Source organism: Microthrixaceae bacterium (assembly GCA_016702505.1).
In the GTDB taxonomy this organism is placed as follows: domain Bacteria; phylum Actinomycetota; class Acidimicrobiia; order Acidimicrobiales; family Iamiaceae; genus Aquihabitans.
This window is the reverse complement of record JADJDU010000003.1, coordinates 159713-173087: the sequence shown is the minus strand read 5'-3', so window position 1 is coordinate 173087 and position 13375 is coordinate 159713. Positions and strand designations below refer to the sequence as shown.

12 protein-coding genes and 1 pseudogene are annotated in these 13375 nt (G+C 69.1%); 8 read left to right on the top strand and 5 right to left on the bottom strand.

All coding sequences use genetic code 11. The annotated features are described in order from the left end of the window. Both sucD and IPG97_03860 read left to right on the top strand, forming a co-directional pair. Positions 1–886: pseudogene (gene sucD / locus IPG97_03865) on the top strand (succinate--CoA ligase subunit alpha). A 269-nt stretch (positions 887–1155) separates the two neighbouring features. Next, positions 1156–2334 (top strand): L-lactate dehydrogenase, encoded by a 1179-nt coding sequence (locus IPG97_03860; protein ID MBK6855706.1) that lies wholly within the window; start codon positions 1156–1158, stop codon positions 2332–2334. 34 nt (positions 2335–2368) lie between these two features. Here the strand turns inward: IPG97_03860 and IPG97_03855 are convergent, their stop codons facing one another. Continuing rightward, a complete protein-coding gene (locus IPG97_03855) occupies positions 2369–2881 on the bottom strand; it encodes an HAD-IA family hydrolase (protein ID MBK6855705.1) in 513 nt (170 codons plus the stop codon). A 182-nt stretch (positions 2882–3063) separates the two neighbouring features. Then, positions 3064–3774: a glycerophosphodiester phosphodiesterase gene (locus IPG97_03850; protein MBK6855704.1), complete on the bottom strand. Its 711-nt coding sequence runs from the start codon at positions 3772–3774 to the stop codon at positions 3064–3066. A 78-nt stretch (positions 3775–3852) separates the two neighbouring features. On the opposite strand from IPG97_03850, the gene IPG97_03845 reads away from it, so the two are divergent. Then, complete coding sequence (locus IPG97_03845; protein MBK6855703.1) at positions 3853–5370, top strand: hypothetical protein; 1518 nt, start codon at positions 3853–3855, stop codon at positions 5368–5370. 10 nt (positions 5371–5380) lie between these two features. Here the strand turns inward: IPG97_03845 and IPG97_03840 are convergent, their stop codons facing one another. After that, positions 5381–5863 carry a hypothetical protein gene (locus IPG97_03840; GenBank protein ID MBK6855702.1) on the bottom strand — a complete coding sequence of 161 codons (483 nt, stop codon included), beginning with the start codon at positions 5861–5863 and terminating at the stop codon, positions 5381–5383. Positions 5864–5953: 90 nt separating this feature from the next. Between IPG97_03840 and IPG97_03835 the strand changes: the two genes are divergently transcribed. From IPG97_03835 to IPG97_03815, 5 genes are all read left to right on the top strand, one after another. Then, positions 5954–6559 (top strand): phosphoribosylglycinamide formyltransferase, encoded by a 606-nt coding sequence (locus IPG97_03835; protein MBK6855701.1) that lies wholly within the window; start codon positions 5954–5956, stop codon positions 6557–6559. 58 nt (positions 6560–6617) lie between these two features. Next, a complete protein-coding gene (gene purH / locus IPG97_03830; protein ID MBK6855700.1) occupies positions 6618–8174 on the top strand; it encodes a bifunctional phosphoribosylaminoimidazolecarboxamide formyltransferase/IMP cyclohydrolase in 1557 nt (518 codons plus the stop codon). Positions 8175–8570: 396 nt separating this feature from the next. Continuing rightward, entirely contained in the window at positions 8571–9419 is an 849-nt protein-coding gene (locus tag IPG97_03825; protein ID MBK6855699.1) for an SGNH/GDSL hydrolase family protein, read from the top strand. Positions 9420–9531: 112 nt separating this feature from the next. Beyond that, positions 9532–10455 (top strand): alpha/beta hydrolase, encoded by a 924-nt coding sequence (locus tag IPG97_03820; protein MBK6855698.1) that lies wholly within the window; start codon positions 9532–9534, stop codon positions 10453–10455. Positions 10456–10576: 121 nt separating this feature from the next. Continuing rightward, on the top strand, positions 10577–11443 hold the full coding sequence (locus tag IPG97_03815) for a bifunctional 5,10-methylenetetrahydrofolate dehydrogenase/5,10-methenyltetrahydrofolate cyclohydrolase (protein ID MBK6855697.1): 867 nt from the start codon (positions 10577–10579) through the stop codon (positions 11441–11443). Positions 11444–11447: 4 nt separating this feature from the next. Here IPG97_03815 and IPG97_03810 read toward each other — a convergent pair whose 3' ends face one another. Further along, positions 11448–12296 carry an ABC transporter permease gene (locus IPG97_03810; protein ID MBK6855696.1) on the bottom strand — a complete coding sequence of 283 codons (849 nt, stop codon included), beginning with the start codon at positions 12294–12296 and terminating at the stop codon, positions 11448–11450. Continuing rightward, positions 12293–13267: an ATP-binding cassette domain-containing protein gene (locus IPG97_03805; GenBank protein ID MBK6855695.1), complete on the bottom strand. Its 975-nt coding sequence runs from the start codon at positions 13265–13267 to the stop codon at positions 12293–12295. Before IPG97_03805 ends, IPG97_03810 begins: the two co-directional genes overlap by 4 nt. Positions 13268–13375: the final 108 nt, after the last annotated feature.

Here is a 13375-nt window from a genome sequence, read left to right as displayed (position 1 = left end):
ATGGCGATTTTCGTCGACGAGAACACCAAGGTCGTGTATCAGGGCCTGACCGGTTCCCAGGGCCGGTTCTACGGCCTGCGCAACCGTGACTACGGCACCCAGGTCGTGGCCGGCGTCAACCCCAAGAAGGCTGGCACCGACGTGGACGGCATCCCGGTCTACGCCACCGTGGCCGAAGCCAAGGCCGCCACCGGCGCCACCGTGTCGTGCGTGTTCATCCCCGCCCCCGGGCGTGAAGGCCGCCGTGCTCGAGGCCGCCGAGGCCGGCATGGAGCTGGTGGTGGTCATCACCGAGGGCGTCCCCGCCCAGGACGAGGCCTACTTCTTCAACAAGGTGAAGCGGGACTTCCCCGGCACCCGGATCCTGGGTCCCAACTGCCCCGGCATCATCAGCCCCGGCAAGGCCAACATCGGCATCACCGCCGGCGAGATCGCCCTGGCCGGTGGGCCGGTCGGAATCGTGAGCCGCTCGGGCACCCTCACCTACCAGGCCCTCTACGAGCTCAAGCTCCAGGGCATCGGCGTCACCACCTGCGTCGGCATCGGTGGCGACCCCGTTCCCGGCACGTCGTTCATCGACTGCCTGGAGGCCTTCGAGGCCGACCCCGAGACCAAGGCCGTGATGCTCATCGGTGAGATCGGTGGCTCCGCCGAGGAAGAGGCGGCCGAGTTCATCAAGAACAAGATGACCAAGCCGGTCTCGGCCTACATCGCCGGTGTCACCGCCCCTCCCGGCAAGAAGATGGGCCACGCCGGCGCCATCGTGTCGGGTGGCAAGGGCACCGCGGCAGCCAAGATGGAGGCCCTGGCCGATGCCGGCGTGAAGGTGGGCAACAACCCCACCGAGGCCGGTGAGCTGATGGTGGAGATCGTCAAGAGCCTCTGAGCCGTGACCGGTCTCCGGTCTCCGGTCCTTCGCTGGGGTGGTCGTGGGGGTTCGGGTCGTTGGTGGGTCGGGTCTATTGGTCCGCCTTCGGCGGTCGTTTTCTGGTTCCGGGGATAGGGGTGCGCGCTTCGCTGCGCCCTATCCCCGGCGTTTGAGCGGGCTCGCTTCCCTCGCTTCCGCTCAAACGGTTCCGGTCTCCGGTCACGGTCCTTTGGCTGGGGTGGTCGCGGAGCTACGGGGCTCGGCTTCGGCGGGTACCGTCGGCGGTCATGCGATTCACTCCTGACCGACCACTTGGTGTGGCTCCGGCCACCATCGGCGACTATCGAGAGCTGGCGCGACGCCGACTGCCGCGCCAGCTCTTCGATTACATCGACGGTGGGGCGTACGAGGAATCCACCATGCGGGCCAACGTGTCCGAGTTGGAGGCCATCAAGCTGCGTCAGCGGGTGATGGTCGACGTGGAGACCCGATCTCAGGCCACCACGGTCCTCGGCCAGGACCTGGCCTCCCCGGTGATCTTGGCCCCGGTGGGCATGGCTGGGATGTTCGCCCCCCGGGCCGAGGTCCAGGCCATCCGGGCTGCGACCACCGCGGGAGTTCCCTTCGTCGAGTCGACGGTGTCGATCTGCGGACTCGACGAGGTGGCCGGGGCATCGAGCCGCCCGCCGTGGTTCCAGCTCTATGTGATGCGCGATCGCAGCTTCGCCGAAGGTCTCATGGCCAAAGCGGCGTCGCTGGACGTGCCGGTCCTGATCCTCACCGTCGACCTGCCGGTGGTCGGGGCCCGGTTCCGTGACACCCGCAACGCCATGACCGGGCAAGCCAGCGGTCTGGCCAAGGCCCGCCGGGGGCTGGACATCGCCGGCCATCCTCGCTGGGTCCGCGAGGTGGCGGTGGGGGGCAAACCTCTCATCTTCGGCAACCTCGAACAGGTGGTGCCCGGCGCCAAGACGCCGGTCGCGTTCCGGCGCTGGGTGGACAACCAGTTCGACCCCAGTGTCACCTGGGACGACATCGCCTGGGTCCGGGAACACTGGAACGGCAAGCTGGTGGTCAAGGGAGTGCTCGATACCGAAGACGCCCGTCGGGCCGCCGACGCCGGTGTCGACGGGCTGGTGGTGTCCAACCATGGCGGGCGTCAACTCGACGCGGTGTCATCGACGGTGGCGGCCCTTCCCGCCATCGCCGCGGCTGTGGGCGATCAGATGGACGTGTTGGTCGACGGGGGAGTGCGCTCGGGGCTCGACGTGGTGAAGTTCATGGCCCTCGGCGCCAAGGCTTGCCTCGTCGGCCGGGCCTGGGCGTGGGCGGTCGCCGCCCGCGGTGAGGCTGGTGTGGCACACGTCCTCAGCGTGATCCGCTCCGACATCGACGTGGCCATGGGGCTCACCGGCACCACCGATGTGGCCGACATCGACTGCGGCATCCTGCTCGGTAGCGACTGACGCTGACGCGCCTTGGACGGTCTTGGTCGGTTGGTCAGGCCGAGACGGTTCGGGTGACCACGTCGAGGCCGTGGACGTCGCCCATCGGGGTGGCGGGGTCTACCAGGACCACCCCGGCCAGTCCGGCGTCGAGCGCTCCCCGGTCGGCGCGGGCATCATCGCCGACCATCAGGGTCTCGGCTGGCGTGGCCCCGATGGCAGCACAGGCTTCGAGGAAGATCGCCGGGTCGGGCTTGGTGGCCTTGCACTCATAGGACAACGTGAAGGCGTCGACCGAGCAGTCCAGGCCTCGGACCTGGAACGGCGTCCGCACGTCCCACCCGGTGTTGCTGACCACCCCGATCCTTATCCCGGCATGGGTCAGGGCAGCCAGGGTGGGGGCGGTGTCGGCGTAGGGGACCCAGGCGTGGGGGTCATGGAAGCTGTGGTCCAGCGCTGAGCCCAGGCCGGCAACCGCTCGATCGGCCAGGGCGTAGAGGACGGTCCACCGGGTGCGCCACACGTCGCCGTCGAGATCTCGGCCTCGGGCTACCTCGGTAGGGTCCATGGCCGCGGCATCGATCTCGGCCCACAGTTCGACGGCTTCGGTCGGGTTCAACGGATGCCCCAGTCGTGCCGACTCGGTCTCGATCACCTCCGGTCCGGGGACATGGGCGAAGAGGGTGTGGCCGAAGTCGAACAGCACGGCCCTGATCGGCCCCGGGCCGACGGTCTCGACCAGCGGGAAACTCACCTGGTCACCTCGAGGCCGAGGTCGGTGGCCACCTCGACCAGTCGGGCGACGTGGTCGGTGTAGAGGCCATCCAGTCCCTTCGTGAGGGCTCGGGCCATGTCGTCTCGTTCCTGGGCGATGGAGCCGAAGGCCAAGATGCCCCGCCGGTGAGCGGCCCCGACCAGCGCCGGGGTCCACCTGGACCAGTGGGTGTTCTGGGCATCGACCTTCCAGCGGGCCAGGACGTCCATGTGGGTGTCGGGGAGAACGGTGTTGCGGGCCAAGTCATGCAGGCGCGTCTCGTGCATGAGCCGGACGTCGGGGGCGGCCCGTCGGATCCGTTGGAGCACTGGGATGCTGTCGTGAACCAGCCACAACCGTTGCGCCGCGCCCGCGGCTCGGGCCACCTCGATGGTGGCGGGCCCGGCGTCACGGTCCTTGAGGTCCAGGGAAAGTTGGAAGTCGGTGCCCAACTCCCGGTACAGACGATGCAACGTGAGGGCGCCCATCCGTTCCAAGCGATCCGCGGTCAGTCGACGCACCCGACGGGGAAGGCGAGCAGCGCCGGTGATGTGGGGGTCGTGAACCAGCATCGGCACCCCGTCGACCGACAGTCGGACGTCGGACTCCAGCGATGCACCCAGGCCCAGGGCATGGGCGAAGGCCTCGACCGTGTTCTCGGGACCACCGCTGTCGAACCCGCCCCGGTGGGCGAACAGGTACACCACACCCCCATGGTGCCAGACCTGGTTGGGGCTAGTTGGGGCTGGTCGGGGCTGGTCGGGGCTGGTTAGCGTCGGACGGCCGTGATCACTTCTGCCCGCCTTCGGGGTCTGTTGCGCCCGACGTGGGCTTTCGTGGTGGTGTTGGTCGGCCTGGCCATGGCCGTGCGCACCCCGGGCTACGTGCACGAGTTGTTCGACCCCGACGAGGCGGCCATCGCGTCCCAGGCCATCTCGATGCGAGACGGCGGAACCCTCTACGTGGACGCCATCGACCGCAAGCCGCCGCTGCCAGCTTTCGTGTACGAGACGTCGTTCAGACTGATGGGGTCCACCGACCTGCGGCCCCTGCACCTGGTTGCCGCCCTCGGTCTGGCCGGGGCCGCCCTGGTGGTGGGTCTCGACGCCCGCCGTAGACACGGGATCCGGGCCGGCTGGTGGGCCGGAGTGCTGATGGTCGGTGGGGCGGTTGCGTTCTTCCCGGTGGATGCCCAAGCCGCCAACTACGCCCACCTGGCGCTGTTCCCCGGAGCGGTGGCCGTGGTGTGGGCACGGAGGGGGACGGTGCCTGCCAGTGCGGTGGCGGGGATGGCGTTGGGGGTGGCGGTGTTGACCCGGCAATCCTGGATCGCCGGGATCGTTCCGGGGGTGGCGGCATCGTGGTGGGCTGGTGGCGCCGCGGCCGAGACGGGTTCGGGCGATGGCCGGGACCTGACCGGGGGGTTGGCCCGAGCGGTGATCTTCTTGGCGGCGACAGCGGCGGCGGTGGCCGCAGCCGGGTTTTGGGTGCCGTTCGGTGAGTTCTGGGCCTGGACCTTCTCTGAGACCGGTGGCTACGTGCTGTCGGAAGTGGAGGTGGGATCCACCGTGGGGCGATTCGCTGCCACCGTCGCAATCTTCGTGGCCTTCCACCTCACCCTGGTGGTGTCGGGTGTGCTTGCCGGCCGGGACCGAATCCGTACTTGGAGCGACTGGCGGGTCGACATCGACCTGTGGTTATGGGTGTTCGCCGGTTGTGCCGGGGTACTGGCCGGCTTCCGGTTCTTCGGTCACTACTGGCTCCAGGTGTTGGCGCCGGCGGTGATGCTGGTCGCACCCCGCCTGGCCCACCTGAGGGGGAGCTCGGCCCGTCTGGCTCTGGCCGGTGTGGCCGTGCCCGCCGCGGTGGCGGTGGCGTTCGCCTTCACCCCCGACACCTTCCGCACTTTGCCCGACCCCGAGCCTCTGGCCGCCTACGTCGACGCCCACACCAATCCCGGCGACACCGTCTTCTTGTGGGGGAACTTCCCCGAGGTCCACTGGTCCGGGGACAGGCCACCCGGTGGGGCTTTGGTCCACAGCGATTTCATCACCGGCCGGTCCGGTGGCCGCGAACCGGGCCCCGAAACCCTCGACGAAGCCACCGACGGAGCCTCCACGGCCCTGTTCCGTTCGTTCCGTCGCAACCTGCCGCGCCTGGTCATCGACACGTCCACAGCCGGGATCCGCGACTACGACGCCTACCCGATGACCCGCTTCTCCGCCATCCGTCGCTGGGTGGAGGAGAACTACGAGATGACTACCACCATCGGCGGCACCGAGATCTGGGTCCCGAAGTCCTGAACCATGCGGCTCAGAACGGGGTGGGGGGCTGGCTGCCGCTCTGGCCGCCCGAGCCGCCGCCCTTGGGCAACTCGCCACCTTCTTCTTGGAACTTGAGGAACGCACCGCCGGCCATGCCCAGGGCGGCAAGGGTGGCCAGGAACAGTCCGTACTTGCGGTCGAGGTCGTAGCCGAACCCGACCTCGTAACCGATGAGCAGCCGGATCACGATGAGCAGCGCCGCCGCTCCGGCCAGACCCAGAACCACCAGCGGGTAGGGCACGGGGAGCTCGGGCAGGGCGACACCGTCGGCGAGCTTGGTGACCACGACGTAGCCGACCAGCAGCAAGCCGATCAGGGTGGGCAGGATGCCGGTGAAGAAACCAACGTCCCAGGCGTTGCCGCCTCCTCCGTAGCCTTCGACCCCGAACCACGGCAGGAACGAGAAGACGAACAGGGCCAGGCCGGAACCAGCCAGCACCTTGTCTCCGAGGGTGAGCTTGGTCAGATCCATGGTCCCGCCTCCTGTGGCGTGTTGCTGGGGAGCTTGAGGCCAACGTAGTTCAGACCGCACCGGTGCAGGGCGGACCCTGGCCCGGCCAGGTTGGGGGCCGGTCGGGCTCACTCGGTAGCGTCGGATCCCGTGCGTGTCGCGGTGCTGGTGTCAGGAACGGGGAGCATCCTCACCGCCATGCTCGACGCCGGGGTCCCGGTGGCGTTGGTGGTGGCCGACCGCCCCTGTCCCGGTCTGGGCTTGGCCGCCGACCGTGACATCCCCGCCGAACTGGTGGAACGCGCCAGCTTCGCCCCTGATTTCGACCGTGATGACTATTGCGCTCGACTGGCCCGCGAGCTGGGCCGCCACGGCATCGACTTGGTGGTGATGGCCGGTTTCGGCACCATCCTGTCCCAGCCCATGCACGACGCCTTCCCCGAGCGGATTCTCAACACGCATCCGGCGCTGCTCCCTTCGTTCAAGGGATGGCACGCCGTGCGTGACGCCTTGGACTACGGGGTCAAGGTCTCGGGCTGCACCGTGCACGTGGCCGGGCTCGACGTCGACACCGGCCCGATCCTGGCCCAGGCCGCGGTTCCGGTCCTACCCGAGGACACCGAGTCGAGCTTGCACGAACGGATCAAGGACGTGGAACGACGTCTCTACCCCGAGACCGTGCTGGCCATCCTCGAGCGGGGGACGGTACTTCCGTGATCACCCGCTCCCACACCATCCGCTCCCACACCACCAATCCCAGAAGGGACACCACGCCATGAGGGCGCTGTTCTCCGTGTACGACAAGACCGGCATCGTCGAGCTAGCCGCGGGCCTGGCCGACCTGGGCTGGGACCTCGTGTCCAGTGGAGGTACGGCCACTGCCCTGCGCGACGCCGGCCTGACCGTGACCGACACCGAGACCCTCACCGGGTTCCCGGCCATCCTCGGGCATCGGGTCATGACCCTGCATCCCAAGCTGCACGGCGGGATCCTGGCCGACCGGACCAAGGCCGATCACCTGGCCGACATGGAAGCCCACGGCATCGAGCCGATCGACCTGGTGGTCACCAACCTGTATCCGTTCGGTTCGGATCCGGCCGCGTTCACCCATGGAGGTGGCACGGCCGAGGACCTCATCGACATCGGCGGACCGGCCATGACCCGGGCCGCGGCCAAGAACCACGCTCAGGTCGGCGTGGTGGTGGACCCGGCTGAGTATCCGGTGGTGTTGGCCGAGATCGCCGAGAATGGCGGCCTGTCGGCTGAGACCCGTCGCCGCCTGGCCCGCACCGCCTTCGCCCACACCGCGGCCTACGACGCCGGCGTGGTGGCCTGGTTCGATGCCGAGGCCGGCGACCTGCTGGCTCCCACCCTGCACGTGGCCGCCACCCGCGAGGACCGGACCCTGCGCTACGGCGAGAACCCCCACCAGGCCGCGGCCCTCTACCGCGACCAGGGCGCCGATCCGTGGTGGGCCACCGCCACCCAGCACGGCGGCATGGCTCTCAGCTACCTCAACCTGTTCGATGCCGATGCGGCCTGGTTGTTGGCCCACGATCTGGGGTCGCTCGGTGGCTCGGTCACGCCGTCCCGTCCGGCGGTGGCCATCATCAAGCACGCCAACCCGTGCGGCGCCGCGGTCGCCGACACCCTGGCCGACGCCTACGCCAAGGCCTTCGACTGCGACCCCCGGTCGGCATTCGGGGGCATCGTGGCCCTCAACCAGCCCGTCGACGATGCCACCGTCGAGGCCATGGTGGCTGCCGCTCAAGCCGATGTTGTGATCGCTCCCGGCTACGGCCCCGGTGTGGTGGAGCGCCTTCAAGCCAAGCGCAAGAACACCCGCCTGTTGGAGGCGGTAGCTCCCACGCCCGCCTCGCGCCACCTGCGACCGATCTCGGGTGGATGGCTGGTGCAGGAGCCGCACCGTCTGGTCACGCTTCCCGCCGAATGGCGGGTGGTCACCAGCCGCCAGCCCACCGAGGCCGAGCGGGCCGATGCCGCCCTGGCCTTCCGGATCTGTGCCGCGGTCACCTCCAACTCGATCGTGCTGGCCAAGGACGGCGTGGCCTGGGGTATCGGGGCCGGTCAGCAGAACCGGGTCGAAGCCGGCCAGATCGCGGCGGAGAAGGCCGCGGGTCGGGCCGCCGGTGGCGCCTGTGCCAGCGATGCTTTCTACCCGTTCCCCGATGGTATCGAGGCGGCCGCCGCTGCCGGTGTGGCCGTGATCGTCCAGCCCGGAGGATCGGTCAAGGACGAGGCCAACATCGCCCGGGCCGACGAGTTGGGTGTGGCCATGCTCTTCACCGGAGAGCGCCAGTTCAAGCACTGATGGCCGGCACGGCACTTCGTGCCGTGCCCGCTCTCGGCTCAGTCTCTGAGTGTCTTTGGTGCAGCACGCTGTGCGTTTCTCGTGGACCGCCTTTGGCGGACGATTTCTGGTTCCGTCAAGCCCGGTCCTCACTTCGTTGCGGCGGCTTGACGGCGTTTGCCCAATCGCTCGCAAGCTCGCATTGTGCAAACGGTTCACGGTCTGCCGTGCCGGCACTTCGTGCCGTGCCGGCTCTTGGCTCAGTCTCTGAGTGTCTTTGGCGCAGCCCGCAGGGTTACGGGGTGTGGCGGAAATCACCACTGTCAGCGAGTTGATCAAGTAGGTCGCGAAACCTGTCGATTCCTACTGTTGCCCAACGGTGTCGGCACCAGGCACCCAGCTCCACGAGGCAGCGCCATGCAGTACATCGCTCCCACCCCCGCCCCCACCATTCGCTCGGGACTCGGCCCCTGGGCCCTGGCCAGCATCGTCGTCGGGGTCGGTGTCGGCCCGGTGATGGGCGGGGCCGCCTTCGCGGTTTGTGCCGTGCAGGTCCGGCGGGCCCGCCGTCACCCCGGGGTTGCTCCGGACGTGGTGGCCACCGACGCCTTCCTGGCCGATCAGAACGTCGAAGACCCCACTCCGCTGCGGGTCACATGGCTGGGTGACAGCCTGGCCGCCGGTGTCGGTGCCGACGCGGTGGAGGAGACCCCGGCGATGGTCGTGGCCCGACTGCTCCAACGGCCCGTCGACCTCCGGATCCTGGCGGTGTCGGGGGCCAAGGCGAAGGACGTGGTCGAAGATCAGCTTCCCCGACTCGAACCCACCGACCTGGTGGTGATCAGCGTGGGCGCCAACGACGTGGCGTCGGCTTCGTCCCGTCACCGCTACGCCCGTCGGCTCGACACAATCCTGGCCGCCACCGCTCCGGCTCCCACCGTGGTGATGTCCATGCCCGACATCACCATGGCCGACCGCATCGGCCAGCCGTTGCGCTGGTTGGCCGGGCGTCGGGCCCGCTACTTCGACGCCGCCCGCCGCCGGGTCGTCGACCGCCACCCCCATGCCATCACGGCTGACGTGGCCACCATGCCCGCCGACCTCAGCCGGGCTGCCGGGCGCGAGCTGCTGTGCGCCGACCGCTTCCACCCCGGCCCGCAGGTGTACCGCATCTGGGCCGACCGGATCACGACGGCGGCCCGTCAGCTCATGGAGCAGCTCGACACGGTCGCTTCCTCGGCGCCGGTAGCCGTCGCCTCCGCCTGAACCTGCGCCCGCCGAGAGGCGGAGCCTTCAGGGCGGGCTCGGTTGCGCCCCGCCCTCGTAACCTTCCCAACTGGTACCTTCTTCGCCCGAACCGGTGTCCGATCGGGTAGCGGTGCTCAGGCCAGAGGGGGCTGTGGTGTCCAAGGGTGTGTTGCGTTCGACGGCGTTGATGGTGGCGGCGGTGGTGCTGCTGGTGGGTCTCGCATCATGCCGGCCCGTTCCCGCCAGCGGTCGGTACTCGACCCAGATCTACACCGATGCCCAGCTCACCACGGTGAGCAACGTCGTGTACGCCACGGTCGAGAACGCCGCCGGGACCATGATCAACCTGGGACTCGACCTCTACCTTCCGCCCGCTGATGCCGGACCCACCCTGCGCCCGATGGTCATCGCCATCCACGGCGGAGGGTTCACATCGGGGAGCCGGACGTCGATGGCCAGTGCCGCCCGTAGCTACGCCCGCCGTGGGTTCGTGGCCGCCACCATCAGCTACCGCCTGGACCCTGGGGCGGGCCCCTTCGACATGGGCCGCTACCTGAGCGCCATCCTCGACGCGATCGACGACGGGATGGAGTCGGCGCGTTGGGCCCGCTCGGTCGCTTCGACCTACCAGATCGACACCACCCGCATTGCCATGGTCGGCAGCTCGGCCGGCGGTGCCATCGCCATGGGGACGGCGGTGATGGACGATCCCACGCCTGGCGGGCCGCTGGGCGCTCACTCGCCCAAGATCGCCTCGGCCGTGTCGACCGGGGTGAACCTGCGGCTCGGCTTCGAGAACGGGGTGGTCACGGTGACCCCCGCCGACGCACCGATCCACATGTTCCACTACTCGACCGACACCGTCACCGGCGACTCGATCGAGGTGGCGCTCCAGACCTGCACGAACGTCTCCCAGGGCGGCGGCAAGTGCTCGCTGTACCACAACGAGGGGACCGGTCACACGGTGAACCTCGACGCTGGCGGCCCGTTCTGGCCTGAGATCGCGTCGTACCTCTGGAACGATCTCAACCTCTTCGCGCTCGTCCCGGCCTGACCCTGCCGAGGGGGGCGTCGCCTCGACCTCGTCGGGTCAGATGGCGGGACCCCGGGCCGGTCGTGCGACGATGGCACATCGGTGCCGCCCGGCCGGGGTCGGCCGGAGGAGGATCAGAACCATGGCAGCACGGATGATGCCCGGGGCCCCGGTGGCCGAGGCGGTGTTCGCCGACCTCGAGCCCCGGATCGCGGCCCTGGTGGCCGCCGGTCATCGCCCCGGTCTGGGCACGATCCTGGTCGGCGGAGACTCGGCCAGTGCCGGCTACATCCGTATGAAGATGGAGAAGGCCGAGTCGCTGGGCTTCACCTCGCCGCACATCCACCTGCCCGATGACGCCACTCAGGCCGACGTGCTGGCCGCCATCGGCCAGATGAACGATGCCGACGATGTCGACTCGGTGCTGATCCAGCACCCCACCCCGCCCCAGATCGATTTCGATGCCGCCCTGTTGGCACTGGACCCAGACAAGGACGTCGACGGGCTACACCCGGTGAACATGGGGCGGCTGGCCTTGGGCATGCCGGGCCCGGTGCCGTGCACCCCAGCGGGCATCGAGGCCCTGCTCTCCCACTACGAGATCCCGGTGTCGGGTCACGAGGTGTGCATCCTGGGCCGTGGCACCACCCTGGGTCGTCCGTTGGCGCTGCTGTTGTCCCAGAAACGCCCGACGGCCAACGCCGCCGTGACCGTGGTCCACACCGGGGTCCCCAACTGGGCCGACTACACCCGCCGGGCCGGGATCGTGATCGCCGCCGCCGGTGTTCCCGGCATCTTGCGCCCCGAACACATCACCCCCGGAGCGGTGGTGGTCGGGGGCGGTGTCCGCTACGAGGGTCGCAAGCTCCTGCCCGACGTGGACGAGAGCTGCGAGGACGTGGCTGGCGCCATCACCCCCCGGGTGGGTGGAGTGGGCCCCACCACCATCGCCATGTTGTTCCGCAACGCGGTGGAAGCCGCCGAACGGCGATCTGCCCCGACGAGCTGAACGTTCAGTCGGCGTGGCTGCGCTGGTAGGCGCGGATGGCCAGGGGAGCGCACACGGCCACGATCCCCACGATCCAGATCCAGGTGTAGAGCGTGGGGTTGGCGATGGACCAGGGGTCTCCCGCCTGCACCGGCGTGTTGGGGTTGCCGAAGGCTTCACGCAGGGCGTCGGCCAGAGTGGTCGTCGGGTTCCACTGGGCCACCACCTTGAGCGGGCCGGGCATGGAGCTGACCGGTACGAAGGTGCTGGCCACGAAGGTGATGGGGAACAGGGCGGCGAACGCTATGCCCGTCACCCCTTCGGGGGTGGCGACCAGGCTGCCCAGCAGCACCCCGACCCACACCATGGCGAAGGAGAAGGCGATCATCAACACGTAGCCCGACACGGCATCGATCAGCCCCGAGCGGATGCGCCACCCGACCAGGAGCCCGCACAGCGACATCAAGATGATGGGCAGCATGGCCTTGAACAGGTTGGCCAGGGCGTGACCGCCCAGCACCGCACCGCGCCAGATGGGCAGGGACCGGAACCGGTCGATGGCACCGTTCTTGCGGTCGTTGGCGATGCCGATGGCCACACCGAAGGCAGAGAACACGATGGTCTGGGCGAAGATGCCTCCCATCAGGAACTCCCGGTAGCTGCCTCCCCCGGGGACGGCGATGGCCCCGCCGAACACGTACGCGAACAGCAGCACGAACATGACGGGCTGGATGGTGGCGTCGCTGAGGGCCTCGGGCTGACGGCGCATGTGCACCAGCCCGCGCTTGGCGATCACCCAGATGTCGCTGAACATCGACCCCTTACGGTCGTGGGCCGACGGCGCGGCGGACTCTCGAACGGCTACGGCGGTCATCGGGTGGACTCCTCGGGCTCTTCGTCGGTGGCGGGGGTTCCGGTGAGGGTGAGGAACACCTCGTCGAGGGTGGGTTGGCGCAGACCGAGGTCGTCGACCTCGATCCCCTCGGCGTGGAGGGCGCTGGCCACGGCGGCCAAGGCCGAAACTCCGTCTGAGGTGGGGGCGGTGACCGAGCGGGACGAGGCGTCGACGGCCGGCTCGCCAGCGCTGGCCCGGGCCAGAATGACCACGACGGCGTCGAGTTGGTCTGCCCTCGACGCCACCACCTGGATCTGATCGCCACCCACCTGACGCTTGAGCGAGCGGGCGTCGCCCTGGGCGATGATCTGGCCATGGTCGACCACCACGATGTCGTCGGCGAGACGGTCGGCCTCTTCCAGGTACTGGGTGGTCAACAAGATGGTCGTGCCCCGGTCGACCAGGGTGTCGAGTACGTCCCACAGTTCGTTGCGGGCCCGGGGGTCGAGGCCGGTGGTGGGCTCGTCGAGGAACAGCACCTCGGGGTCGGCCACCAGGGTGGCGGCGATGTCGAGGCGTCTGCGCATGCCGCCGGAGTACCCGCTGACCACCCGGTCGGCGGCGTCGGAGAGGGAGAACTCTTCGAGCAGTTCGTCGGCCCGGCGTTGGGCTACGGCCCGGCCGAGGTGGTGGAGCTCACCGATCATCACCAGGTTCTGGCGTCCGGTGAGGAGCCCGTCGACGGTGGTGTCCTGGGCGGTGAGACCGATGCGCCGACGAACCTCGGTGGGGTGGCTGGAGACGTCGAACCCCGCCACGGTGGCGGTGCCTTCGTCGGGGATGCTCAAGGTGGTGAGGATCCGCACCGCGGTGGTCTTGCCGGCCCCGTTGGGGCCGAGCACGCTGGTCACCGTGCCGGTGGGCACGGTCAGATCTATGCCGCCCAGCGCGGTCTTGGGGCCGAAGCGCTTGACGAGCCCGCGGGCTTCGATGGCATGGTCAGAGGACATGGGCGGCGCCGTGGAGGCGTCCTTTCTCAGCGGACGACAAGAGGCACCGGTACCCCTCAGCGGTGCCGGACGATTATGCCGACTCGCGCCCGCGTTTCCACCACTTGT